We start from the raw sequence: 26217 nt of genomic DNA on the forward strand, positions 1-26217 counted from the left end.
CAACATAACCTCCTATCGCAGCTGTTCACGCAGTCTCTTTGTGATCAAACTCACGTTATCGCTATCGAGTCGGCCGTCGCTTGATTGACGCTGCGATGCCCTCCGCTATCTGATCAAGCTCTTCGGCCGATACAGGAGGATTCCCCTTCGCATATTTCGCGTTTCTCTCGACCAGAAGAAGCAGGTCGGGTGTATCAACTGGTGCGTTTGGGTCGCCTTGCACTGTGGCCAGATACCCATAGTCCGTAGAGTCATCGTCGCGTGTGATGGTCGCGGATGTCGCGACGCCCTCGCGGCCATCCAGCTTGACGGCCCGATAAGGCGTCAAGCCGTTAAGCTTGATGCGCTTGCCGATTCCGTATTCATAGCCCCAAACGAACTCGTTATTCTGTTTGGATGTCAGCTTGGGATCCGATGGTAAAGCTTTTGTATCCAAGAAGAAAATTGTGACGTCTGGGTGATCCTTCAATCGCATCGTTACGCCAATTTTCCTGAAATCATCCATGCCGTCGTCGGCAATGAAAATATAAGGTAGGCAAACGCCGGCTCCAGACGGAATTTGATAGGGCTGTCGACTCTTGAACCCAGACGCAACTCGGGCAACTTTTCGCAGAGCAGTTGGCGTGTCATGGTTCTCAAAATCCTTAAAGCTGAAAATTCGACCACCTTGGTAAGTTTCGAATCCAGCAGCTTCTTGCACCTTCCATCCTACAAGGTCGGTGCGTTTCAGATCATAAGGTTCGAAGCGGTCATTGGTCTCGTTTGCTTTGGCGCTGGGCGGCGCCATCTTCTTTCGCAACGCCTCTACACGCCTATTAAAATCCGTCTCTGGGACCTGCCAAGTGACGCGGAAAACACCGTTGTAAGAAAATACAGAATGAGGTGCTTCCTCTCCGTCTTCGAATCGAATCGAATGCGGAGTTTCCTTGAAGAGGGCTTCAGGGGTAGTTACTGCGAAGTCGACACTTCCTGGAAGTGACAGTTCGTAGCGACCAACGCATTCTCCGTACGTGTCTAAACGCACAGTCTCGGCTTCGCCAGATCGATGTAAAAGAATAAGTAATACACAGAGAGGAATGTGCCAAATGTGGCGGTTTAAGGTCATGAAGTACTCGTAGTGTCTTGACCATTGTTTGAGGAATTCTTGGATAGTTGAGCTTTCTCACTATCGTCGATAGCACCGGCGGCCGGCGTGTTGTCCGCGACCAATGACGTTGCGAAGCCTAAGTTGTTGTTTTCGCCCTTCGTCCATTCGATAGGGAGCGATACGATAAATCCCTTGGTGGCCGACAACGCGTTCTCCGCCTCAGGTTCATGCTGTGCAGCTTTCCAGAAGCCATCTTCAAATGGCATCAACGCCATCTGCCTCGATTGCGCGGAGTCCCAGACAGGCCAGATCGAAGCAGGGCGTGCGGAGTCTGCATCCTTATCATAAGCAAACGTATTCCTGGGTATATACCTGAACGCTGCTTCATATAATTTCTGATTCGCATCAGCCGCCTTCTGTATCGCCTTCCAGTTCGCCGGATTAGCGGGCTGATCAATCGCCCCCATCAATTGGTGCGCCGGCCGCACGTTACCTGTGATGCCGAACAGCTTCTTCCACACTTCCTGCCGTAGGTTTCGTGCAAATTTCCGGGTCACCTTGACGTGACCACTTCCATCGATATTGTGTTTTTCCATTGCACTATCCGCTACCAGAACGGCGATTTCAGAGTCTCGCGAGCCCAGCAGACTTCGGTCGTTGATATTTGCGCTTCCGACCAGAGCAAACAGATCGTCCACAATCATCATCTTGGTGTGCACGTAAATCTGCTCCGTCACATAACGCTCACCCAGCTTGGTCCAATTCCGCAGGTTCAGGAGCGTAACGTATTCGCGGCATTTTTCGATGTCGACGTCCTCATACCGTGTGTCGTGCGGGTCGCTCAGCACCTTGCTCCAGTCCTGAACCTTCCCATCACGCAATTCTTTGGCTTTAAGGAAGCGCCGGACGCGATTCAGCAGGCTAAAGGAGCCGAACACGAGTGACTGCATCGTCCAGTGGACCTGCGTCATGACGCTTGCGTTGTTCAACATGCCCTCCGGGTGCACCGGCAAGGTGATGATGACGTGGAAATGTTCTTTCACACCGGACATGATCGTTCGTCCGATCCGATGACCCAGCAGTTCACAGATGAAATTCTTAGGCGCCTCCTCCGGATGATGTGAATTTTGCCTGGTTGCCCACTGATCAAACCCTCGCTTCTTGACCTGAACTGCCGGACCGGATAGCGGCTGTTGAGACGTTACGTCAGGCGCAGTCGTATTGGGGTCTGTATGCTCAGTGCCAAAGCCAGAAACAAAAAACTGATTCTCGATATAGATGAAAGAGGTGGCCTTGGTAATGAGATTACGCATCGCCAATGCGATTTCGCATTGTTTGCCATCAGGTGCGGGTTGAGATTTCTCGTCGGCACTGCTCGAACCATTGAATTCAGCCTGGCGCATCGCGGCAGGCGCGCTCCTCAGCACCTGAACCTTGCACCCACCGGTCAACGGGGCTGGCTCAGGCGGCAGATTCAAATGCGCCCGTTTACCTCCGCCTTCGCTATTCCAGCGCACAACAAAGTTACGCGCCACATCGTTCGCCGACGGTCCGTCAATACGAAAATGCACGTCCTGCCAAGGCATGCGGGGTTGCCTGCTGGCGTCGAGCGTCCCGTCGTTGGAGGGTAGGCCGGTTGGGTGGATCGTAGCGGATACATAGGGTGTTTCATCCCCGTATGCAATCTGATAACAGCCCCCTTCAATCTTCTTCAGCGTGTCGCTATGATTGGACGGCACAAGCCCCCACAGTGTCGGACGGTTATCCACCATACCGGTCAGCAGGTCAGGATCGACGAGATTGTCCTTCGGGACATGTCCCAGATGAGGAATGCAGCCGTTGTAGCGATTCATCGCCTGCCGGTTTTCAGCGTCCGCCTTCAGATCATAGGTCGCGCCATCAAAACGTCCATAAGCTAGGTCCATGCCGCCAATGTAGGCCGTCTTTTCATCGATCACGATGAGTTTCTGATGGTGGCTGAAGAAACTACGGTCGTCGTCCGCCAGAGACGCTGCAAGCGTGACCCACACACACGTGCGCCCAGCAATCTCATTGATAGCTTCAAGGACAGATTTTGTTTGATTGTCATAGGTTTGCATGGGCGGCGAATGCATCCACGGCATGACATAAACCTTGAGCTGCGCATTGGCCTTTACGGCCTTCAGCAGAACATCGAAAAGACGCACGCCTTGTTCCAGTTCAGCGTCCCAATTCACCTGCCAGCCGGCAATGTAGATCACGTTAGCGGCGGCCTGAATGGCGGCGGCAAGGTCGCTGAAGTAGGCCTTTCCCGTGGTAAATGCTTTTAGCGCATTCCCTGTTCGCGGCTGGGAAAACGGCTGTCCCACGCCCACCCACACGTTTTCTGTCGCAAATGCTTTGTACGGAGTTCCCGCATGATCAACAATCTGTTTGAGCGACAGGATATCGTCATCAAAGAGCTTGCCTGTGGGGTTTTCGCGAGCGACAACGTCGGCCATCAAGCATCTCCTTTCAATTTGCCCAGCACAGCGTCTCCACTATGTGCCTGTAACTCTTGCCGCGCCCATTGAGCAAAGGACTGGTCAACGTCAGTTTGTTGAGCGGAAAACGTTTGGTCGCTATAGCCCATGGCGTCGATTGCTTCGTAAAACTTGTCGCTCTCAGTCCAGCTATCCGATTCTCGGTTCAGTGACAATGAGCGTACTTGTCCCGCGTAGACGAGCCACATTTGCCCCGGCGATTTGTTATATGCCTCGTGCAACGTTTTCTCGTCGGCGTCCGAAAGGGTAAGTTTGCCGCTAGCATCGCTCTGACCGGTCAGAATCATGTCGGAGGACATGAGCGCGTCGTCCGCCGTCGGTGCCGAGACCATGCGCCATGCTGTGTTGATATGGGGGTAGCCATCCGGGCCTGGCGTGTCTGCCAGAAGCATGTTGAATTTCACTGGCCCTTGTGTTTCTGGTTGCGGCCAATTCGGCAACGGATAGTTTTTGCGGACGGGCCCGTTAAACGAATGCTGACTGCCTTTGATATCGACCATTCCCGGCGCGTGAATCTCAATGTCGCCGCCTTTCATGCGGATGTATGCTCCGCCGGAAGTCAGCAGGATTTCCTGCTTCGCAGCCGCTTCAATTTTTTCCGTTGCAGACAGCAGCTTTATCGTCTTCTGCGCCGTCAGCTCAATATTGTCAGCGTGCGCTTGCATCTCGACCTTGCCCTTGGCCGCAAAGAGCTTCATTCCTGCGTTCTGAACGAACAGGCTAAGTTTTTCCGTAATACCGGCGATCAGTGATTTACCCGTTGCAATATGCGTGTTCTGGCCACTCACGAAGTTTGTCTGTGCATCGCTAGCGATGTGAATGGATTTTTGTGTGGACAGGGCAACGCCGGAAGGACTCGCAAACAACATGACGGGCTCCTTGAACGCGTTCGCATTACCCGTGCCGCCGCCCGCAGTGTTGCCACCCGACGCGGAACCTGCAACGCTGTTCTTCGTCGCGTCGGTGTATGACTTCAGTGAGTCGTAACCGTCCTTGAGGCCTTCTGCTTGGTGCGTGGTGCTGGCATCGGAAAGCGCTTCCATCACGCTTTCCGAATTGACAAGTTGTCCACTCGCTTCACGCGCATCCAGTGGCTGGTTGCTTGCCGGGTGGGTCGTGACATACAGGCCCTGGCCGGCACGCACTGCGCCGTACGCATCGGACTTCAGGTCGAAGCCGCTGCCCAGATATGCCCCGCGCGTGTTGTCAGTCTGTGCGATGAGGTAGCCCAGGTGCAGATGCGCATTCGTGCTGCTGCTGTACAACTGCATACGGTTCTGGCCCGTCGCATCATCCATCACCATCTGGTTGTAGCCGCTGCCTTGATATTCCTTCGACTTGTATCCTGACAGGATGCCGTTGGAATGCCAATTCGGTTGCGTCGCGCCGTTATATATGCGACCTGTTACCAGCGGCTTGTCGCAATCGCCACCCGCCCAATCGATCAGAACCTCTTCACCGATTCTTGGCACATGGACACCGCCATATCCACCACCCGTATCAGACATGGCGACCCGCACCCAGCACGACGCTTTTTCGTCGCCATCGTTAAGACGATCCCAGTGAAAGTGCACCTTGATACGGTTGAGCTGGTCGGTGTACACCTCTTCGTTGGCCGGACCAACGACAATGGCCGACTGCAGATACATCGTTGGTTTGTGATGTTCAAGCGGGCTGCGAAACGGCACGATCTTGCGTTGCGCTTCGATTTCAACGAGGAAGAAGCCTTCGCTGCCGTCGGGGTGAGTGATCGTCAGCGCGTTGGTCGGAGGCGCATGATTTGCGCGGACTTGAGCCAATTCACTTTTCAGGCTGTGCGGGAAATCGGCAGACTGGCTGGACACCGGCAGATTGTTTTCAATGAACCATGCAGCCTCAATAATGGCAAATTGCCGGTTCTGGGTGCTATCCGTAGCATGGGCAGGGTGATTGTCTAGCTCGAACCAGCGACCGGCGTCCGCTTGTCTCACACCGCCGGAACCGGAGAAGCGCTTTGCTCGCGACTCCCATTCTTCCATGCGGATCTTCGACAGTTGATCGCCCCGATCCTGGTCGCCGTAGGTGTAGGCGCCGGTGTATTCATATACTTCTGTTTGCTGCGGCAAATTCCCCTGCGTAGTCAACGTCGGTATGTTCGTACCCTTCGGATTGGCCGATGAAGCCGGGGCTTTGTAATCGAAGGTGCGGGTGGTGAGCGTCGTACTTTGCAATGTGCGCGTGCCTGACCACTGCAGCAGCGCATTGGTTTCACTGTTGGTGCCCGCTCGATAGAAGTCGACAGTCTGCGGTGAAAGTGGCTGGAGTGTATCGAGAGTGTCTGTCACAACAAGCGTATGCGACTTGCCGTCGCTGGCTTGCTCGAAGTAGCCGAAGAGCCCTTCGTTTTCCATCAGCCGATGGGCAAAATTCCAGTCATCTTCGTATTGAACGCAGAACGATCGCGAGGGGAGGGGTTTGCTCAATGCAAAGCGAAATGCCCCTTGTGCCTGCGGGTGCATATTGAAGACGTCGGTCAGTATTTCGTCGGCGGACTTATCCTGCCAGATTCGCGCATCTTTCCGAAAGCGCAGGAAATGCATCCATGACGCAAAAACAATCTGATAACTCGTGAGTCCGCTATCTGATCCTAGACGTCGTACCGTGTGCACGTAGCCTTGGTGAGGCAGATAAGACTTATCGCTTTGTTGGATCCATAACGTAACGGGCTGGGCAATCAGGATTTTGAGCTCGATCGTATCCGAAGTGGAAACAACGTCGGCCGTAAATTCGTAATGGCGGCCAATCCGTGAATAACCGACAACGCGTTGCGGAAGCAGGACGTTGTTGCCTAGCGGACTATCCAGCTTCAGCAGGCGGTCGCTCTGAACGAGCCCGCCAGTCATTGCCCCAATTATGTCCTGAGCTCCCATACCGCCTCGTCTTTGTTGTCAATTGCGCCGCCGCGCTCTGCGGGATTCTACAAAAATTCAGAAAAATCAACCAGCTAACTTATATCAAGCAAGGATAAAAACGATTTCACTCCTACATTCTGAATATGCGTTTGGCATAGCAGTAGTGCAGCGCCGTTGTGGGCGCCTCGCGCAGCCGCACGCGCATAATTCTTGGCCGATATACGTCATTCATACCGATGTTGAGTCATCCGCTCAAGATTCAGAAATTTGTTCCGATTTAACATTTGTTTTTGAATATGCGATTGCGATAGGCCTGTAATGTTTTGTACTATCGCGCGATAGCGCGGGGGCGCAATTTGCATAAAAGAGAGGCGGTATGGGCGCGCAGGACATTATTGCGGCGATAAAAGGGGGCCTTGCGCAAAGCGATCGCCTGCTGAAACTGGATACGCCAGTGGGCGCGAATGTTCTTTTACCGCAAAGACTGCTGGGGCATTCACGCCTCGGTCGCGACTATGAATTCACTCTGGACGCCGTTTCAACTAACGACAATATCGATCTGAAAACGCTGATCGCCCAGCCCGTTACGTTGTGGATCCAGCAAACTGACCGGTCCTACGCCCCGCATCACGGTTATGTCCACACCGCCCGGCGCTTGGGTTCGGACAGCGCGATTACGAGCTATCAACTCGGGTTCGTCTCATGGATGCATTTTCTGCGCTTCAGAAAAGATGCACGTATTTGGCAGGATAAACCCGTCGACGAAATACTGACTGATGTCTTCAATATGCATCCGCAGGCACAGGGGGCTTTCCGCTTTGCATTGCGAAAGCCCCTGCAACAGCGCTCGTTCTGCGTGCAATTCGAAGACGACTGGAATTTCTGTCAGCGGTTGATGGAAACGGAAGGATTGTTCGGCTATTTCGAGCAAGCACCGGACGGTAAATCGCACACGCTAATCGTCACCGACGATATCGGCAGCCTGCAGCCGCTATCACCCCAAACGGTGAATTTTTACCGCTCCGGCACCAACAGCGAAACCGATGCCCTGGTACAGTGGAGCGGCACGCGCACGCTGCAGAGCACGACACTCACTACGCGGACGTTCGACTACAAATCGCCGTCAACGGGTGCGAATCCGAAAGGCACGACGGTCCCCACGTTGACCACACAAGGCAATCTGCCGCAACAGGCGGAAGTGTACGAGTACACGGGTGCTTACACTTATGGACAGCAGGACCGTGGCGATCAGTTGTCGAAGGTGCGTATGGAAGAGTGGGAATCGCGCGCGAAGCGTTTCCACGGTGTGGGCGCGGTACGGCGCATCGACACGGGGCGTTGGTTTGAGCTGGCCGACCATCCCGACCATAGTGCGGGTAAGCAGCAGGAGCGGCAGTTTGCCATCATCGCCGTCGAGTGGGCGATCGAGAATAACCTGCCGGTATCGAGCGGCACGACAGACTTCCCGCACAGCCTGAACGGAGCCATTGCTGCCGCTCGCGCCGCACATGGCACAAACCCGTCGCTGGTGGTCAAGGCTAGCGATGGCAGTGAAGGCTTCTTCGTGGCCACTGTCGAAGCGCAGCGCAAAACGGTCCCGTTCCGCACCCCTTTCGAGCACTGCAAGCCGAAGATGCATATGCAGACGGCCATTGTGGTTGGCCCAGCGAATGCAGAAGTCTTTACGGACGAGCTGAATCGCGTCAAGGTCCATATGCATTGGGATCGTCTCAATGACGGAAATGAGAACGCGTCGTGTTGGATGCGTGTCGCCCACTCAGATACGGGTGGTAGCTATGGCGCGGTGCATGTGCCCCGTATCGGTGAAGAGGTGATCGTCTCGTTCCTTGATGGCGACTGCGACAAACCGATCGTCACCGGACGCGCCTACAACGGCGCGAAGACGCCCGACTGGCATTCGAATGGAATCCTGTCGGGATACAAGTCGAAGGAGTATCAGGGCGGTGGTTATAACCAGATGGTGATGGACGATGCGACCGGCCAGAACCGCGTGCAGCTATACAGCACGAGCACGAATGCGCAACTGCATCTTGGTTATCTGATTTCACAGACGAGTAACTCGCGAGGCGCATATCTTGGGAGTGGCTTCGATCTGAAGTCGGATGCATATGGCGCAGTCAGGGCCGCACAAGGCATGTACGTGTCGACGCATCCGACAACAGGCTCATCGAGCCAGCCGCTTGAGGTTCGTGAGGCCAATAGCCAGCTGGTGAACTCGGAAAGCGTGATCGAAGCGCTTTCGCAGTCAAGCGAAACGCACCAGGCGGAAAGCCTGAAAGACGGCTATGACTCGTTGAAGTCTTTCACCGACGCTACGCAAAACAGTATCTCGGGCGCTGCGAGCAGCGGCGGCAACACAGCAGGCGGTGGCACCGGCAGCGCGAACGCTTTCAAGGAGCCGATCATGCTGTTCGCGACGCCGGCGGGCATCGCGATATCAACGCAGAAGTCCGCGCACATAGCGGCGGATCAGACCGTCAATCTGGTGAGCGGCCAGAACACGCATATCGCGACCGGCAAATCGCTGGCTGCGAGTGTGTCGGAGAAGATCAGTCTGTTTGTGCAGAACGCCGGGATGAAGCTCTTTGCCGCAAAGGGCAAGGTTGAGATTCAGGCTCACTCCGACGGCGTCGAATTCACAGCGCAGAAGACCGTGAAAATCCTGTCTGCGACGGAAACAATCGAAGCTGCGGCCGGCCAGGAAATTCTCTTGACGTCGGGCGGTGCGTATATCCGCCTCAAGGACGGCAATATCGAAATTCACGCACCCGGTAAGGTCGACGTCAAGGGCAGTCAGCACTCATTCAATGGCCCTGCCCAGACGGACTATCCACTGCCGCCGCTTCCCACGTCCAAATATGACGCCGCCATGCAGTATCTGTATCACGACAATGAGCCGGTTCAGGGCGCCAAGTACATCGCAACGCTATCAGATAACAGCACGCGAGAAGGCGTATTAGACGCGCAGGGCAAAATGCATCTGGAAAATGTGCCGGTCGGCCCAGTTCAAGTTCAGCTTGGGCCAGACTCACGTCAATTTGCTCGCAAGGACCTGACGAAGAATCCTGACTTCAAGGGTGAACAGCTTTCTGAAAGCGACATCGATTCGCTTCTGGCCAAGCACGGGGGAGCGTAAGGTGAGTTGGAGCCTGGAAGATTTCAAAAAGACGTCTCTGGACGTGGGGCAGTGGTGCTGGGGAACACTGCAAGGCGCATTCAATGAAAAGCAGACCATCAGTCAGGTCATCACAGATGCCGCCATCGGAATGATTCCGCTGGTGGGCGATGTGACGGCCGCCCGCGACCTTCTCTCCGTCACGATTCACTTGAGCACGGACCCGAAGAAGCGCGAGGAGATCATGGAGTGGGTGCTGCTCGTCATCCTCGTGTTCGCGTTGATACCGGTGGTTGGTGGCGTAATCAAGGGCGTAGGCCGGTTGGCATTGCGCGTTGAAGGTATCGTCGCCAAAGACCATGCGCTCCTTGCCGAAGTCATTCAATTCCTGAACCGCATGGGCCACGGTGACGCGCCGAAGTGGTTGAAAGCGCTGAACATCGCGCAGTACGAATCTCAGGTCCTCACCAAGCTGAAGGACTTTTGCGCGACCGTCCAGCTCGCCATTCGCAAGTCTCTTGAGGCGCGTGTTGGAAAACTGTTGCCCGAAGTCTGGCGCAGCAAAATCGACCAGGTGAGCGCGGGGTTCGCCGCGCTGCAGGAAATGGCGGATCGCATGGTCCCCAAGGCGTTACGGGAATTCGAGGCGAAGCTCAAAACGCTGCAGAACATGGTCTATCGCGGAGAAATTCACGAAATTGCTACGGGCGGCATGCCGAAGGTGCGCAGAGAAGCAGAGGCGTATCTTGAAGAACGACGGCTCGCGCGGGAAATCCGGCGTGGCAAATTCCCTTCTTCGGAGTGCCGTGCTGACAAAGGCGAAGTTGAAGCGATGCTGACCAGCAAGTACGAACCCAAGATCAAAGCAGGCTGGCCTGATATCCTGAAAGACCGCGGCGAGATTGCCAGCTACGGGAAGAAACCGGTTTTCACGAAGGTCGCAACATTCTCTGGGGAGATTTCTGCGATAGGTTCCGAGGAACTGGCTGGCAAGAAGCTGTATCGAGCCTTTGGCAACCCCTCCAAGCATGCGCCTTACCCTGGTGGTAGCAAGGCGGGAGGACGGCAGCCCGCGTTCTGGGGTGTGGGTGAGGTGCCCAAAAGTGCGGAGGAATGGCGGACACGCTCGGCCGTGCTCGACGAGTGGAACGGCAACGGCTTTCTCGCGATCGTGCATCTGCCTGCGGACCTGCCCGCCCATATGGATCTGAAAGCCTGGTCTGGGCAGATTGCCGAGCAGTACGGTGAGAAGGTTCCCACGCAATATCTCGAAGGTGGCGCCCAGCAGCTCGTCGTCGATCTCGGGGAACTTGCCGACGAAATTACCGCGGCGGGCGAGATGCTCAAGCGAGGCGAGCTGCCACCCAAAATTTCGAAGAATGGCGTGACCGTCGAGCTTCGGGCGACGAACTGGACGAACATCGAAGACGTCTATGGCTACAGCAAGTTCGACGAAAACGTGCGCGGCGCTGCACAGACGCGTCGCCTTGGGACGGAAGAAATCCAGACCAAGGTGAGCAATAGCAGTGCAACTGCGGTGGCGCGTGCCGCCAATTCAGACAACCGGTAACGGACGACGGGACCACAATGAAGTTGTTCAGCATGCGCGATGAAACGACGCGCCGTCAGGTTTTCTGGCTCCTGAAGAGATTGACAAGCTACAGCCTATGGGCAAAGAAGCGCGACGACTGGGAAATTTTCACGCGGGCGTATGAAAATGCGGTCAAGACTTGGCCTGCGAGTCAGCACGAACAGATGTCGGCGGATAACCTGCCGCGCATCTACAGCATCCTCAGCGCGTACAACAAAGGCCTGGACGAACTGCGGCGAGGCTACCGTTTCGTCTGGCGCCATGGGGAGGCATTCGACCAGGCGCTGACGGACTATCAGGTGGCCGCAACCTACCTGTATCCCGATGGGGACTATTGGGAGCGAGGCGTCCAGGAGGCGGCCTATCCGCCCAAGGTTGAAGCGTTGAATGTGCTCATGCGCGTAAGCGAATATGTGGGTGAGCACGCTGCCTGCGAGGTGCCTGCGGGTGATGATGCGACCGCCCAATTCACAGCTGCCGGTGCGCTGCTCAATCCTGATGCGTACATCTTTCGCTTCTATCAACTGAGCTTTCCTGTTTTCCCCGAGGTATTGCCGTCCGTGCCGCAGCCGACCGGCGTCGTGATCCGCACGGGCGACACCGTACCCGTCGATGGCATATGGGAACCGGTCACGATCACCCGCGGGAAAGTGCTTGGTCTTATCCCGGTAGGCGCCACCAGCAGCGAGAATGCGGGCTGCTTTAACTACCTTGTTCAAAGCACGCGCGCGCCTCGCATGACAGGACCTTTCAACGAGAGTCGTGGCTACGCCGACGACATCGATGTGAGCTGGCGCCTCCTATGGAAGGATGAGCGCTACGCGGATGGTTTGATCCCTGACGAGTCCGAATACTTCCTGACTGTGCCGGGGACGAAGCCCTACATCGAACCAAAGCCGACTCTCCCTACGGTGAGAACAGGCGACGTCTGCCCGGCCTCTGGGCATTGGCAGGCGACGGGGCATCCCGAACAGCAGGTGCATATCGTCAAAGGTGAAGTCATGCCAGACCTGGTAATAAAGGACTGGTCAGGCGCGGGCAAGGTGCACTACGTGGAGTGGACTCTTGTTCGCCGAGCCGAAGAGGGGCGCTGAAATGGAGGGTGTCGTGCCCCCGTCAACAGGATTGAATGCGTGAGAAACCTTAAGCTTCAGAGACACTATGAAACGATTTCTAATTTTGAACGGCGACAAGACGACAGCCAATGGCGTCGTTCAGGCCGTGCCGACCTCCATTCAATTGAGTGACAGAGATGTCGCCCACGAAGGAGATCCGGTCGCGTGCCCAGCTTGCAATACAACCGGAAAAATCCAGTGTGACGGACCGCGCCAGATCATGACTGCGCCAGACGGAAGGCATGCGGCGTTGAGTGAAGATTTATGTATCTGCGGTTGTCATCCGCCGCCCCGGTTGGTGGCTTCACAACAGATGATGTCCACGGAAGCGTAACGGGTGGACTCATCGTGGTTCGCTTGATGGCAGCTTGTGCTGCTTGCTTGAAATACGCGAGCCGGTAGCCCGTGACCATATTTGGAAGGGGAGCTATTTTTACCTCTATCCAGACAGCATGGAAGTGAGAGGCAATTAATTCCGATTTAACATTTGTTTCTCAATACCTGATTGCGTTAAACGTCCAATCCTTTGTAATATCGCGCGATAGCGCGGGGGCGCAAATTGTATAAATAAGAGGCGGTATGGGTGCTCAGGACATAATCGCGGCGATAAAAGGTGGCTTGTTGCAAAGCGATCGCCTGCTGAAACTCGACACGCCACTCGGTGCCAATGTCCTGTTGCCACAAAGGCTGGTGGGGCATTCCCGCCTCGGCCGTGATTATGAATTCAAGCTCGACGCGGTTTCCACCAATGACAATATCGAGCTCAAAACGCTGATCGCCCAGCCGGTAACGCTTTGGGTGCAGCAGACCGACCAGTCGTACGCCCCGCATCACGGTTATGTTCACACCGCCCGCCGTCTAGGCTCTGACAGCGCAATAACCAGCTACCAGATCGGTTTTGTTTCATGGGTGCATTTTCTCCGGTTCAGAAAAGATGCACGGATCTGGCAGGATAAGACCGTCGACGAAATTCTTACGGATGTATTCAATATGCATCCGCAGGCAAAGGGCGCATTCCGCTTTGCAATAGGGAATCCGTTGCCACAGCGTTCGTTTTGCGTGCAATACGAGGACGACTGGAATTTCTGTCAGCGCTTGATGGAAACGGAAGGCCTGTTTGGCTATTTCGAACAGGCAGCCGACGGCAAATCGCACACGCTGGTCATCACGGACGATATCGCCAGCCTGCAACCGCTGTCGCCGCAAACCGTTGACTTCTACCGCTCGGGCGCCAACAGCGAAACCGACGCGTTCGTACAGTGGAGCGGCACGCGCACGCTACAAAGCACCACGCTTACCACCCGTACGTTCGATTACAAGGCGCCGTCCTCCACCGCGGATCCGAAGGGCACGACGATCCCGACCTTGACCACGCAGGGCGATTTGCCGCAGCAGGCCGAGGTGTACGAGTACACAGGTGCCTACACGTACGGCAAGCAGGACCGTGGCGATCACCTGTCGAAAGTGCGGATGGAGGAGTGGGAGTCACGCGCGAAGCGCTTCCACGGCATAGGCGCAGTACGCCGCATCGACGCCGGCCGCTGGTTCGAACTTCAGGACCATCCGGCTCACAGCACGGGCAGTCAGCAGGAGCGGCAATTCGCGGTGATAGGCGTTGAGTGGGTGATCGAAAACAATCTGCCAGTCTCAGGCGGCACGACCGATTTTCCGCATAGCCTGAACGGAACGATAGCGACCGCTCGCGCCGCGCACGGCGCGGACGCGTCGCTGGTGATCAAGTCCAGCGACGGCAGCGAAGGCTTCTTCATGGCCACCGTCGAAGCGCAACGCAAAGCCATTCCGTTCCGCAGTCCGCTTGAGCATCACAAACCCGAGATGCACATGCAGACCGCAACCGTGGTCGGCCCCGCGAACGAGGAAGTCTTCACAGACCCGCTGAACCGCGTCAAGGTGCAGATGCATTGGGATCGCCAAAATCCTGGAGACGAAAACGCATCGTGCTGGCTGCGCGTCGCGCAATCGCATGCCGGAGGTGGCCACGGCGGTGTACACGTGCCGCGTATCGGTGAAGAAGTGATCGTGTCTTTCCTCGATGGCGACTGCGACAAGCCTGTCGTCACCGGACGCGTCTACAACGGTGCGAAGACGCCGGACTGGCATTCGAACGGCATCCTGTCCGGCTACAAGTCGAAGGAATATCAGGGCAGTGGCTACAACCAGATGGTGATGGACGACGCGACCGGCCAGAACCGTGCGCAGCTCTACAGTACGAGCGCGAACTCGCAGCTTCATCTCGGCTATCTGATTGCGCAAACTGGCAACTCGCGCGGTGCCTATCTCGGTAGCGGCTTTGATCTGAAATCGGATGCATATGGTGCGCTCAGAGCGGGGCAAGGTCTGTATGTATCGACGCATCCAACGACCGGGACATCAAGCCAGCCTCTCGACGTACGCGATGCAAATAATCAACTTGTCAATTCGGAAGGCGTCATCGAAGCGCTCTCACAGGCGAGTGAAATCCATCAGGCAGAAAGCCTGAAAGACGGTCACGACTCGCTCAAAACCTTTACCGACGCAACGCAGAACAGCATTTCTGGCGCGACAGGCAGCGGAGGCAACACCGCGGGCGGCGGCACCGGTAGTGCGAACGCCTTCAAGGAACCGATCATGCTGTTTGCGACACCGGCCGGCATTGCAATGTCAACGCAGAAGTCGGCTCATATCGCGGTAAACGAGCATGTCAATCTGGTCAGCGGGCAGAGCACGCACATCGTGACCGGCAAGTCGCTACTTGCAAGCGTTGGCGAGAAAATCAGCCTGTTCGTGCAGAACGCGGGTATGAAGCTCTTCGCGGCGAAAGGAAAAGTCGAAATCCAGGCGCAAAGCGATAACCTTGAGATTACCGCTCAGAAGACGTTGAAGTTGCTCGCTGCGACTGAGAGGATCGATGCGGCTGCCAAGCAGGAAATTCTTCTCACGGCGGGGGGCGCGTACGTGCGCATTTCCGGCGGCAACATAGAGATTCATGCGCCGGGAAAGATCGACATCAAAGGCAGCCAACACTCCTTTGCCGGTCCAACGAGCCTCGATCGGACCTACAACACGGAAGGCAAGAAGGCCGACATGCGAATCCGCTACATGGACGCGGAGGGTAATGTACCCGAAGGTGAGCCGATCAAGCTCGCGTCGGAGGATGGCGCGTTGCATAACGTCGTTCTCGATGGCGAGGGCAAGGGCGAATTGAAGGGTATCGATTTCGGCAAATTCGTTGCAGACCAAGTCAAGCGAAGCGGAGAATAATAATGGGCGACCGTCCCCTGATCCAACATACCGTATGCATCGATTTACCGGGTGAGCCGGTCGAATGCTGGGCCGAGACTGATATCACGGTTCTGCTCCGCAAGCACCGCGACGTGATATTCGATATCCAGGTGAAGAAAGGTTCAACCTACACCGTTGAAGCATCCGAGGACTGGATCTACGACGTGGCCAAGAAGAAGCGCGTCAAGCAGGGACAGTTCCAGGACGGGCAGCGTTACCACATTTGGATCAGCAGGGATTTCAAGGGGCATCTGACACTCAAGCAGAACGGCAAGGTGTATCAGAACTATTCGATGCGGATGTTCGGTTTGGCGAATGCCGACCCGTCACCGAAAGCCAAGCCAGAGCCGATCATCATTGCGATCGGTACGAACCGCGCCTCGCATCCGCCTAGCGCTTCAACGCCGCCGAAGCCGACGAACGTATCCCCACTGATCACGTACCCGCAAGCGCCCGTTCCCGAGTATCTGCGCCCTGCGCCGCCGTTCGATCCGCTGCGCGCGGATCAGCTCTGGTCGTGTCCGTTGCCGATCAAGTTGGCGCCTGGCACCACGTTCGAGCCGATGCAGGAAGCGCATATCTTCGAAGTCGATAAGAACTCGGTTCCCAAGGAAGTCGTGGATGCGCTGGCCGCTGGCGGCTCCGAGGAAACGGCCATCGACACCAACAAGATTGCGACACGTAACTGGCTCATTGGGCAACTGGCTGGTGCGACGGCGTTTCTGAACGACAACAAGCAGTGGATTCAGGAGCTTTGGGGAGAGAAATTCAGGCTGACGAAAGTCGTTCACAAGAACGTCGGAGAAAGGATGTATGTCGTTTTCACCGGCAACCCGAGATTGCGCAAGTTAGTGACGGCCGCGCGGTACGGTGTGAAGAACGAAAAGGTGCTGACGATTGCCGGAGGGGCCGGTACGGCTGAGTCGGGCGCAGCGGCCGCTTGGGAGGGGTCCAAGGGAGCATTCAAGAAAGCCGGTTTGATCGCGTTGATTTTTACCGTCACGCTCGATACGGCTGAATGGCTGCACGATTACGAGGAGATCGGTCCGGACGGAAAGAGAAAAAAGGACTTCGCCGACCTGCTGGGCAAGATTGGGATCGACCTTGCGAAGGCGGGCTTGAGTGCCGCGATTGCATCGGTTGCGGTCGGCGCGGCCGTGGCTCTATTCGCGGGATCCGTTGCGCTGCCGGTGGCGGCCATCGTCGTGGGGACCATTGTCGTGGCGATTGCAGTAGGCTACGGACTTGACTGGCTCGACAAGAAAACCCATGCCACCGAGCATGTCACGTCGTGGTTTCGCTCGATCGGGGAGTCGATGAAGCACGCGGCCGAATACTTGGAAAAGTCCATGCCCAAAGATTATGATCAATACCCCATGATGTATATGCCGTGATACGGCATCCACCGGAAAGCAAGCCCAGATGCCACGAGCGCAATCGATGACGAAGCCCGCGACCGAACCGAAAGACGCGGTTTGGGAGATGACGAAGAAAGCCGCACCGGTGAACTTGTTGTTTCCCATACTGGGCGCCGGCGTGTCATATGCGGCATATGCGGATGATCTCGCGGTATCCGGTTGGCCATGGAAAATCGGACTACTGGTTACGCTGGTTTGCCTCTTCGTGCCATTCGGCATCTCGATGATGTACCGCCGTTCGAACCTGCTGTGGGTATGCGGACTGATACTATCGATTGCGACATTTGCCACGTATTTCTTCTTCGGCATATTTGCCTACTTCTACTATTTCGTGTTTGCACCGATGTCATCCGTTCTGCGTTGGCCGGGGCTACTGGGTGGGATCGCGTTGACGCTGTACTGGATGATCATGTCGAGGCAAACGGTGACGCATACGATCACGAAAACCTCTTTCGTCAAACGTGCCTTTGAAGAGAACGCATCTGACTTTCGTTATCGAAACCAAGCCGGAATGGCACTGTTCGAGCGGCTCAATAAAGAGCGCTCGCCGTTTCCAAAAATCTATTCTTATGTCATCTTCGGTATCGCGCCGTTCTATCTGATACTGGGTCGGCTACTGTCGTCAAACTTCGGGGCGAACGGTGTGTTGTTCGCCCTGGCGGTGTTGGGTATGCCAGTGTCGCTTTGGTTTGTTGGCCTGCTCGTCCGTATCTATCTCGTGATGGTCAGCCTACCTAGAAAGCTGGAGAGAGAGCATCGCAAGCCTGTGTTGGTGGCCGATTAGTGGAACGGGGAGTTCTATGCAAGGCAATACCGCATGCGTCTTTTGGGACTAAGGGCTTTCGCCGAGCGTCAAGGAAAGTGAAGGTGGAAAATCCACCTCGACTGCCAACGATCTAGACGCCGATGTCGAACGTTCCTTTATGGGTAATTGTCGTCGGATGAGCGCGCGCGAGCCGGATCAAGGCAATCCATACTGCGCGGCCTTCTTTCCATCCTTGAACGCACTAACCGCTTGAGCACCCAACCGGATTGGCGCAAAACACGCTGCTTCCACATAGGCCGTATCGAAGTAAAACTGCAGACTCCCGTCTGTCCGTACGGCTAACGTAAACGCCTTCGACATCAGATACTCGTCATTAAACGTCGACGCATCGAGGCAATCAGGTTTCCCAGCATTGATCCGCTTGAACTCAGCCATGACGGGGACAACCGACTCCTTAGTCAGAAACAGGCCACCGCTATCGCGATGTCCTACTGCATACACCTCGTTCAGGTCGAATCGCTTGCCATCTTTGATGTGATATGAAATGCCGTACTGGTACGCGTTAGGATGCGCGCCGTCGCACTGCGAACTTCCGGTCACTTCGAATCCAACGATGCTCGGCGTCTCAACCGTCTTCTTTATATCGGCGTGGTATTGCGCCGTTGCGTCCATGCCGCTCGCGTTGTCTGCACATTCGTTCGCGTCCTTAAGAATACCGGCGCGCAACGATCGTAATGATGCGTCCAGCGGCGCAGTGTGTTGATTCAGCGCCGGTATTGATGCGTTCATGCCCTCGGCGTGGGCGGCAGAGGCGAGCGAAGTGAGCACAACAGTCAGAGACGTTGCTATAAGGTTTCGACAATTCACGAGATGTCCGGATTTTTTGCTGGGGATCAAGAACGTTGAGGAGTGTAGTCGACTAGCACGTGAGTACTCGTGGTGGCCGGGCTTCAGGTCGGCGTTTGGTGCACGATACGCTGTCGCGTGACAGTCACCGCACCTGTCGCGTCGGCGGCAGTCGTGTTGGAGCGATACCGGAAAATGAAGGCCAGCATATTGCTGGCGATCGTTGTATCCGTTGTCCCCGCCATTGAGCAGAATGGACATTCTGCCTACCGACTCGGTCGAGATGCCGTCATCCGCTACGTGGTGAATGTTTAAATGCCTTATATAGTGCTTCCAAACTCAGAAGAAGCTGGCGCTGTCGCAAGCATTGAAGGTATCGGTTGCAACGACGGCGATGGGGAGCGCGGAAAAATAGATCGACCGCTTTGGCACATTCCGGAACCATTCAGATAGCAGGACAGAGGAAAACGTGATCAAAAGAGGACGCGGTATCGTAGGCACATCATTGCGACGTCAGCATCGAAACTGGATGCTGCGGATTTTCGGTGTGCTTTTTCTTTCCTTCGGTGTCTTGTGGGCAGCAGCTTGCTCCTCCGAAGAAGGTAGCTACGGCCCTTACCACGTGATTGGCTATAACTATACGGATCGGCACATTTTTAGTTTTGTGGTTAACGGCTTTGGTGGTGGTAGTTCCGATGCTCATGAGCCCGGCGGCGGTGGCGGCATTGTTTGCTGCATGGAAATTCCCCGGCGGACAAAGGACCTGCATATCAAGGTCGTATATGAGTTGACGAAGGAACAGTATGAGAAAAATCTTCCCCACGACACATTCGAAACGGACATACCGGTACCGCCGCTACCGAACAAGCACGATGGATACATCGAATTCCATTTTCTGCCAAAGCAGCGTGTAGAGGCAAAGTGGGTTGATTTCCCCACTAAACCTGATATCCCCAACACCACGCCTTTGGGAGGTTGATCGTGTCGAGTAAAGCTAGCACGGCAGTCGATGCTTCCGCGAGCGCTGTCGACCAGGCCGCTGATGCGCGAGTGCGCAGAGCGGGCAGTGTCAGTGAGTCATTCCCCGCGACGCCGCCGGACGGGTGTTATCGCTGTCAGCAGGAAATTTACATCAGCTTCTTCTTTGATGGATTTGCGCAGACGCTGCAGGATGGCGATCAGTTGTCCAACATCGGGAAGCTCTATGCAGCGCATGCGCTTACCGATCTGGGGAAGGGTGTCTACAAGCTCTATTACGAGGGCATGGGACGAAAGCTCTCAACCGAAACCACCGGCATCGGCGTCGCACTAGCAAAAAATGGAGCCGCCAACGTTACCGGCGTTGCCGAAAGCAAGTTAATTACGGATCCCTCGAAGAAGGCTGCCACGGAGACCGCGAAGCAGGCTTGGAAGGACTGGCCAAATCCTGAAGTCGGGAAGAAGGTCAAGTCGTCGATGCTTGACGCGTTCAGCCCGAAAAAAATCTGGGAGGAGCTTAAAAAGCCCGCTACCGCTATCCCGCTGATCGTGTCATCGGGAATCTCCGTAGTAGCGGATTCGGTGCCTTTGATCCGTGACAGTGAGATAGCAGCCGGATACATGGGAACGGGCTTTAACGCACGCGTGGAACAGGCGCTCAACGATTTTAAGACCGTGATCGCACGGGCGAAGGCGGACCCACGTACGCTGAAGACCATTCGCGTGTCGGTCTTTGGCTACGATCGGGGTGGGGTAACCGCGCGCAAGTTCACCAATGACCTGATCGGCAAAACGTGCAAACAGGAGAGCGGCAAAGTAACTTACGAAGGGGTCGATGTGCAGTTCGACTTCATGGGGCTCTTTGACTGTGTGTCGAGTGCCTATGCGGACTCAATTTTCACAAAGGTGCTCTCGCCCGTTTTGACTTTCGTGCCCGGGGAGGGCTGGATAGCAAAAGCAACCGCTAAGGCGCTGGGCGTTGTGATTGGTTTGGCGAAGCAGTCGCTCGGCCAATTCGATACCTCCCCGGAGTTCAAGAAAGTGCTGCACTACGTGGCGGCAACAGAATTGCGTTTCTACAAAAATCTCGATTCGCCGCGCGGATCAAAGGACGTGTCGAATCTGACGGAAGTTGTCTACCCGGGCAGTCAATCGGATGTTGGCGGTGGGTTCAAAGAAGGCGAGGATGAAAAGTCGGCCGAATTGGCACGCGTTTCAGGCCGAAACATGTTGGATCAAGGCTGGTCATATGGGGTACCGTTTCGACAGATCGCCGACCTGAAGGCAAATGGGCTCTTCACGATCGTGGGGGAGTTCGAATTCAAAAAGACGATTGCCGTGAACGGGAAATCTCTGACCGTCAACGATTTGTTCGGCGCTTACACCGCGCATCTGGGGGGCGGAACATCGACCCTCGAAAACCACCTGTTGGCGCATCAGAAGTTATTCGTTTCATGGGCGCGCTACGTGCATGACCGAACACATGGAGTGAGCCAAGGCGACTATCTGTTCGTCAACACAATCGATGCGAACGTGTACAACGCAATCTTTAATGGTGAAACACCTAACTACGAAACGCGAGAAGCCTACTATGAACGCATTTCGCAGGGTGCCCCCGCGGTCAATTCACCATGGACAATTTCCCGGACGGTGGGCGATATTAACGATCCTACAGTCCGGGAACTGGCTACTGCTTGGGTCAAGCCCGCGAAATTGTCGCCGGAAGTTATCGCCTTCTTCGATAACTTTGTTCATAACACCATCACGCGTCTGAATAACGTTTCTCTCGGTGACGGTGTTTTCATGCAACTGCGAACCATTGACGATCGTGGCGCAGTCAGTCGGACGATGGAGAAAGGGAAAGATATCCTATCCGACGCAGGAAAGAAGACTGCCGCTGCGCTTCGTGAAGCGGCGCAAAATGTCCCGCCTGGCCTTCCACCGATGTTCTAATTGTGCATAGGCTGCATGCGGAGAGCATAACGCTGGCGGAGTCGTGTCATCACTTGCCCGATCCCGTCTTAATCTCAATGCTCTCGTTCCACACGATCCGATCAAAGATCGCCTTTAACTTCGCACCTCTTGCCGGATTCAACATCACAGCATGCGCGACGCGGCCGGCAAGATGCGCCCGAAAGTCTGAATGTCCGTCTCGATTCTGCAAAGCCGGGTCCGACCTCACACAATTCTTCAGCACCGCCTTCAGCGCATCAAACTCCGTCCGAGCAAGATTCGGATGACTGTTCACCACAACCCCCGCCAACTGCTGCCTCCCACCTCGCCGCATCACCCGCGTCTTCCTTGGATTGACCGCGAACCCTTCCTCAATAGCAATCGCCGCCACACGAATTTCAAGCCGCCGCGCCATCCGCGCGAGATCCTCCCCACCAGAAAACGCCAGATCATCGGCATACCGCGTATACGTCGCCCCTAAAGACCGCGCCAACCCAGCCAACCTCAGATCCAACCGAAACGCACACAAATTTGCCAACGCCGGCGAAGTCGGCGCCCCCTGCGGCAAATGCCGATTCTGATACCGCTGCCGTTCCTGCCAATCGATCCTGTCGCGCACATCCGGCGCCACCAGCCAACCACTCGGCACACGATTGGTACACAGCCCAGTCAACGCCCGCGCAACATTCAACGGATAACCCAAAGCACGTATCACGGAGTAAACGCGCCCCGCATGCACAGACGCAAAGAAATCCATCAAATCAAAGCGAATCACAACCGCTTTACCCGCATGAGGCGCCGCGAACGTCACCGTATTCCGCCCACGTCGAAAACCATGCACCGCATCGTGAGCAGGAACCCGATCGAGCAAACCGTGAAGCACTTTCCTCTGCAAGGCCCGCAAACGCGATTTAGGCACTTCGATAATCCGACACCGACCGTCGCGCTTTTCGATCGCCTTGTAAGAATAATGATGAAGCGGTGTCGCCGCACTCTGCGCCGGCACACGCCAGCGATCGGCAAACCAGTCCAGTTCGTCCGGCTCAACTTCCAGCCATGCAGCCAGATCACCAAGCGTCGGCAACTGCGACAACACGACGCCGTGCAACCAGGGCGGAGGCGGCCGCTGAACAGGCGGCCGAGGCAATACACGGACAACCCTCGGCTGATTCCCACCTCTCCAGGCCGCGACAAACCCCGTGTTCTCAGCAACAACCTTCGACAACTCTTCACTGTCGACACTGTCCCACCGCGCGCCAAATCGCCTCACAATCCCGCGCGCCAATCCATTCATCCAATCCGCGCGTTCGCCCAACACAAGCGTCATCCGCTCGACCATCGAGGCGGCCTCGGGCGGCCCGGCCAGCATGGCATCGGCGATCGCATAGGTGACAAATTGCAGGGAGGATTGCGGCATAGAGCAGAGGTAGGGGCGGGCCAGCCAGTCAACGCGTCTTGTGCTGCGTGTGCTCGTTTGCGCAACGCGCAAGTCACGCTCATGCGACGAACTGCGGAGGCCATTCTGATCCACGGGGTAACCCCGTAGTGCCCGGGACGAATACTGCCCGTACCTTGGCAAGCTTGACCAGCCGACCCGCGAGCCGAAGATAAGCGACGCGCCTAACTGTTGTCAACGCATTGGCAGTACGAATCAATCTTTCGCGACAAAGTTTTACGTAAAAGCCGTCTGGCCCACAAAGGTCGTCCATTTTTACGACGATCGAGTTCGATCTTCGCACCGCCGCACTTATCCACAACCCCCTCTGGACAACTTTTGTACAAACCACCTGACACGTTGTGGGCGAAACCTTGATAAACCAACGACCTCGCCAGGTCAGTCAAAAGTTTTCCCTGGCTCCCCCGTCCTGTTCGCCAACCCCCCGCAGGGTTATCGATTCCGCATCCCCTTGATCCGTAAACGAAGATCCAAGTTATCCACAGAAACGCGAGGTGCTTGTTAACTATTACTACGTATACATATACAAAGACTATAAAAACCAGAGAAGCATCCCCAAACCCCGCTGCGTAAACATGCACAACGCAAGCACAACAACCAAACCAGAACCGATTCCCTCAAACCAACGGCAAACAAATCTCCGTCAGCAGCTCCGAAGGCGCAGTGTCCTTCGGACTATTCAAATACTCCTCAAACACCGGCGCATCCGCAGCCTCACGCCCCGACTGCACAAGCCACGTCCCATACAACCACTCATAAGCCGCCCGCATATCGCTATACGGTCCCTTATGCCGCAACACCGCGTACTCCCCACCTTTCACATGCGCCACCGAGACCGGCGGACTGACCGTCACCGAAGCCTGCACCGGATGCGGCAACAAAACCCCAGCCTTCGACCGCAACTCATCCTCCGCAACAACACCAGGATCGTCGTAGTAAATCCCGATCATGCGCATCTGTCCCGCCAGCAAATTATGTTTCGCCAACCAGCCGAACAGCCCATCGAACGCCTTCCCGATCTGCATATACGGCCCAACGTGATCCACCGACAAAACCTCCATCGGCTCCACGCTTCGAATCACCACTTCACGCATTGTCATTTGATCGTCTCCTGAAAGTGCCGGACGAAACCGGCTATGCGTACCCTGCTTGCGATACTGCGCCGGCGGAATTCCAAAAACCGCGCGGAAGGTGCGAGTGAAAGACTGCAAACTGCTATAGCCCGAGCGCTCGGCAATCTCAGCGATCGGCATCGAGCCATTCGCCAGATATCCCGCCGCGCGATGCAAGCGCAAGCGACGCACGGTCGTCGCCACCGTCTCGCCATACATCGCCTGAAAGATGCGATGCCAGTGATACGGCGACATGCAGGCGATTTGCGCGAGACGATCGATATCCAGCGGTTCGTCGAGATGATCGTAAATATGGTCCAGCACGCGGCCCAGCCGCGTTTCGTAGCGCGCCCGATTGTCCGATTGGTTCATGACTAAGTGGCCAACAAAGAGAAGATTGCCGAAGGGATGCGAATCAAAGTACCACGTCCCCATTTACCAAATCCTGCGAACTTCGCCAAAGCAACCGTGAACAGAATTAAGCGCCCACTAACACAATCGCGCCCGAACTTTGCCGAATTTCGATAACACGTTGAATAATGGCTTACTACCATCGGCTGAAGCCTGTCCGCCCATGCACCGCAAAGCCTTGCGGCGTCGAGCAAGCGAAAACATCAGGAGCACCCGATGAAATCAGAGTCAAAAAGTCAGCACGTCGGTAAAGTCACGCATCACGAGTTGAAGCAGACGCTCGGCACGTGGCAACTGTGGGGGATCGCGGTCGGTCTGGTCATTTCCGGCGAGTATTTCGGCTGGAGCTACGGCTGGGCGAGCGCCGGCACGCTTGGCTTCGTCATCACGGCGGTTTTTATTGCCGCGATGTACACCACCTTCATTTTCAGTTTCACCGAACTCACCACGTCGATTCCGCATGCAGGCGGCCCGTTCGCCTACGCGCGCCACGCTTTTGGCCCGACCGGTGGTTATCTGGCGGGCGCGGCGACGTTAGTCGAATTCGTGTTCGCACCACCGGCGATTGCACTCGCGATCGGCGCCTATCTGCACGTGCAGTTTCCGGGGCTCGAACCGAAACACGCGGCAATGGGCGCGTATCTCGTCTTCATGGCGCTGAATATCGTCGGTGTGCAGATCGCCGCGGCCTTCGAGTTGTGCGTGACGCTGCTCGCGATCTTCGAATTGCTGGTGTTCATGGGCGTCGTGTCGCCGGGGTTCCAGTGGGCGAATTTCACGAAGGGCGGCTGGTCTGGCGCGGACACCTTCAGCATGGGCTCGTTCCACGGCATGTTCGCGGCAATTCCCTTCGCGATCTGGTTCTTCCTCGCGATTGAAGGCGTGGCGATGGCTGCTGAAGAAGCCAAGAATCCCAAGCGTTCGATTCCGATTGCTTACGTCGCCGGTATTCTGACCTTGGTTGTGCTCGCCATCGGCGTGATGGTGTTCGCAGGCGCCGCCGGAGACTGGACCAAGCTGTCGAACATCAACGATCCGCTGCCGCAGGCCATGAAATTCATCGTCGGTGAACATAGCGGCTGGATGCATATGCTGGTGTGGCTCGGCCTGTTCGGGCTCGTCGCGTCGTTTCACGGCATCATCCTCGGCTACTCACGTCAGATCTTCGCGCTGGCTCGCGCCGGTTATCTGCCGGAGTGGCTTTCCAAGGTGCATCCCCGCTTCAAGACGCCGCATCGCGCGATCATCGCGGGTGGCGTGGTCGGCATCGCCGCGATCTATAGCGACGAGCTGATCCAGTTCGGCGGCCAGACGCTGACGGCGAACATCGTGACGATGTCCGTATTTGGCGCTATCGTGATGTATATCATCAGCATGTTGTCGCTGTTCAAGCTGCGCCGCTCGGAGCCGAACATGGAACGCCCGTTCCGCGCGCCGCTGTTTCCGTTCTTTCCGGCGTTCGCGCTGGTGGCCGCGGTGATTTGTCTGGCTACGATGGTCTACTTCAATTTCCTGGTGGCCGTCGTGTTCGCGATCTTCCTCGCGCTCGGCTACGTCTACTTCCTGTTGACGCGCCATCAACGCGAAGCAGCGCCGTCGGACGCTTTGCTCGAAGAGTGACGAATCGAGCCGCTGCGCAAGCAGCGGCGATGG

16 protein-coding genes are annotated in these 26217 nt (G+C 56.0%); 10 read left to right on the forward strand and 6 right to left on the reverse strand.

The genetic code is table 11. The annotated features are described in order from the left end of the window. Positions 1–61 precede the first annotated feature (61 nt). From M0D68_RS20020 to M0D68_RS20030, 3 genes are read right to left on the reverse strand one after another with little or no spacing between them, the layout of a single operon-like run. On the reverse strand, positions 62–1105 hold the full coding sequence (locus tag M0D68_RS20020; protein ID WP_266225103.1) for a T6SS immunity protein Tli4 family protein: 1044 nt from the start codon (positions 1103–1105) through the stop codon (positions 62–64). Further along, on the reverse strand, positions 1102–3567 hold the full coding sequence (locus tag M0D68_RS20025) for a phospholipase D-like domain-containing protein (RefSeq protein ID WP_266225105.1): 2466 nt from the start codon (positions 3565–3567) through the stop codon (positions 1102–1104). Before M0D68_RS20025 ends, M0D68_RS20020 begins: the two co-directional genes overlap by 4 nt. Further along, on the reverse strand, positions 3567–6518 hold the full coding sequence (locus tag M0D68_RS20030) for a type VI secretion system Vgr family protein (RefSeq protein WP_266225107.1): 2952 nt from the start codon (positions 6516–6518) through the stop codon (positions 3567–3569). Before M0D68_RS20030 ends, M0D68_RS20025 begins: the two co-directional genes overlap by 1 nt. Positions 6519–6876: 358 nt before the next feature. On the opposite strand from M0D68_RS20030, the gene M0D68_RS20035 reads away from it, so the two are divergent. The 7 genes from M0D68_RS20035 (at position 6877) to M0D68_RS20065 (ending at position 17826) form a co-directional block, all read left to right on the forward strand. Next, positions 6877–9657, forward strand: a complete 2781-nt coding sequence (locus M0D68_RS20035) for a type VI secretion system Vgr family protein (protein WP_266225109.1) — start codon at positions 6877–6879, stop codon at positions 9655–9657. A gap of 1 nt (position 9658) precedes the next feature. Further along, positions 9659–11206: a hypothetical protein gene (locus tag M0D68_RS20040; RefSeq protein WP_266225111.1), complete on the forward strand. Its 1548-nt coding sequence runs from the start codon at positions 9659–9661 to the stop codon at positions 11204–11206. A gap of 17 nt (positions 11207–11223) precedes the next feature. Next, on the forward strand, positions 11224–12321 hold the full coding sequence (locus M0D68_RS20045) for an Imm72 family immunity protein (protein WP_266225112.1): 1098 nt from the start codon (positions 11224–11226) through the stop codon (positions 12319–12321). 67 nt (positions 12322–12388) lie between these two features. Beyond that, positions 12389–12676 carry a PAAR domain-containing protein gene (locus tag M0D68_RS20050; RefSeq protein ID WP_128576483.1) on the forward strand — a complete coding sequence of 96 codons (288 nt, stop codon included), beginning with the start codon at positions 12389–12391 and terminating at the stop codon, positions 12674–12676. A gap of 245 nt (positions 12677–12921) precedes the next feature. After that, positions 12922–15603 carry a type VI secretion system Vgr family protein gene (locus M0D68_RS20055; protein ID WP_266225113.1) on the forward strand — a complete coding sequence of 894 codons (2682 nt, stop codon included), beginning with the start codon at positions 12922–12924 and terminating at the stop codon, positions 15601–15603. A gap of 2 nt (positions 15604–15605) precedes the next feature. Continuing rightward, positions 15606–17018, forward strand: coding sequence for a hypothetical protein (locus M0D68_RS20060; RefSeq protein WP_266225114.1), 1413 nt, complete (start codon positions 15606–15608; stop codon positions 17016–17018). Between the two features lie 46 nt (positions 17019–17064). After that, the gene (locus tag M0D68_RS20065) at positions 17065–17826 is read left to right on the forward strand and encodes a hypothetical protein (RefSeq protein WP_266225115.1); all 762 of its coding nucleotides are present in this window, start codon (positions 17065–17067) and stop codon (positions 17824–17826) included. Positions 17827–18003: 177 nt separating this feature from the next. Here M0D68_RS20065 and M0D68_RS20070 read toward each other — a convergent pair whose 3' ends face one another. Beyond that, complete coding sequence (locus M0D68_RS20070) at positions 18004–18915, reverse strand: hypothetical protein (protein ID WP_266225117.1); 912 nt, start codon at positions 18913–18915, stop codon at positions 18004–18006. A 208-nt stretch (positions 18916–19123) separates the two neighbouring features. Here M0D68_RS20070 and M0D68_RS20075 point away from each other — a divergent pair, with 208 nt between their 5' ends. Both M0D68_RS20075 and M0D68_RS20080 read left to right on the forward strand, forming a co-directional pair. Continuing rightward, a complete protein-coding gene (locus M0D68_RS20075; protein WP_266225119.1) occupies positions 19124–19633 on the forward strand; it encodes a DUF3304 domain-containing protein in 510 nt (169 codons plus the stop codon). A 2-nt stretch (positions 19634–19635) separates the two neighbouring features. Continuing rightward, entirely contained in the window at positions 19636–21585 is a 1950-nt protein-coding gene (locus M0D68_RS20080; RefSeq protein WP_266225121.1) for a DUF2235 domain-containing protein, read from the forward strand. A 49-nt stretch (positions 21586–21634) separates the two neighbouring features. Here the strand turns inward: M0D68_RS20080 and M0D68_RS20085 are convergent, their stop codons facing one another. Next, entirely contained in the window at positions 21635–23002 is a 1368-nt protein-coding gene (locus tag M0D68_RS20085) for a reverse transcriptase family protein (RefSeq protein ID WP_266225166.1), read from the reverse strand. A gap of 656 nt (positions 23003–23658) precedes the next feature. Beyond that, positions 23659–24525 carry a GyrI-like domain-containing protein gene (locus tag M0D68_RS20090; RefSeq protein WP_266225123.1) on the reverse strand — a complete coding sequence of 289 codons (867 nt, stop codon included), beginning with the start codon at positions 24523–24525 and terminating at the stop codon, positions 23659–23661. A gap of 255 nt (positions 24526–24780) precedes the next feature. On the opposite strand from M0D68_RS20090, the gene eat reads away from it, so the two are divergent. After that, positions 24781–26184, forward strand: a complete 1404-nt coding sequence (gene eat / locus M0D68_RS20095; protein WP_054037086.1) for an ethanolamine permease — start codon at positions 24781–24783, stop codon at positions 26182–26184. Positions 26185–26217 lie beyond the last annotated feature (33 nt).

This window comes from Paraburkholderia sp. SEWSISQ10-3 4 (assembly GCF_030464785.1).
GTDB classification, from domain to species: domain Bacteria; phylum Pseudomonadota; class Gammaproteobacteria; order Burkholderiales; family Burkholderiaceae; genus Paraburkholderia; species Paraburkholderia aspalathi.

What these genes read in the sequence shown, in the direction of transcription:
- M0D68_RS20060 (WP_266225114.1), top strand. Translation starts at nt 15,606, where the DNA reads ATGGGCGACCGTCCCCTGATCCAACATACCGTATGCATCGATTTACCG.
- M0D68_RS20030 (WP_266225107.1), bottom strand. Translation starts at nt 6,518, where the DNA reads ATGGGAGCTCAGGACATAATTGGGGCAATGACTGGCGGGCTCGTTCAG.
- M0D68_RS20085 (WP_266225166.1), bottom strand. Translation starts at nt 23,002, where the DNA reads ATGCCGCAATCCTCCCTGCAATTTGTCACCTATGCGATCGCCGATGCC.
- eat (WP_054037086.1), top strand. Translation starts at nt 24,781, where the DNA reads ATGAAATCAGAGTCAAAAAGTCAGCACGTCGGTAAAGTCACGCATCAC.
- M0D68_RS20045 (WP_266225112.1), top strand. Translation starts at nt 11,224, where the DNA reads ATGAAGTTGTTCAGCATGCGCGATGAAACGACGCGCCGTCAGGTTTTC.
- M0D68_RS20090 (WP_266225123.1), bottom strand. Translation starts at nt 24,525, where the DNA reads ATGAACCAATCGGACAATCGGGCGCGCTACGAAACGCGGCTGGGCCGC.
- M0D68_RS20070 (WP_266225117.1), bottom strand. Translation starts at nt 18,915, where the DNA reads ATGTCCATTCTGCTCAATGGCGGGGACAACGGATACAACGATCGCCAG.
- M0D68_RS20035 (WP_266225109.1), top strand. Translation starts at nt 6,877, where the DNA reads ATGGGCGCGCAGGACATTATTGCGGCGATAAAAGGGGGCCTTGCGCAA.
- M0D68_RS20065 (WP_266225115.1), top strand. Translation starts at nt 17,065, where the DNA reads ATGACGAAGCCCGCGACCGAACCGAAAGACGCGGTTTGGGAGATGACG.
- M0D68_RS20050 (WP_128576483.1), top strand. Translation starts at nt 12,389, where the DNA reads ATGAAACGATTTCTAATTTTGAACGGCGACAAGACGACAGCCAATGGC.
- M0D68_RS20025 (WP_266225105.1), bottom strand. Translation starts at nt 3,567, where the DNA reads ATGGCCGACGTTGTCGCTCGCGAAAACCCCACAGGCAAGCTCTTTGAT.
- M0D68_RS20020 (WP_266225103.1), bottom strand. Translation starts at nt 1,105, where the DNA reads ATGACCTTAAACCGCCACATTTGGCACATTCCTCTCTGTGTATTACTT.
- M0D68_RS20055 (WP_266225113.1), top strand. Translation starts at nt 12,922, where the DNA reads ATGGGTGCTCAGGACATAATCGCGGCGATAAAAGGTGGCTTGTTGCAA.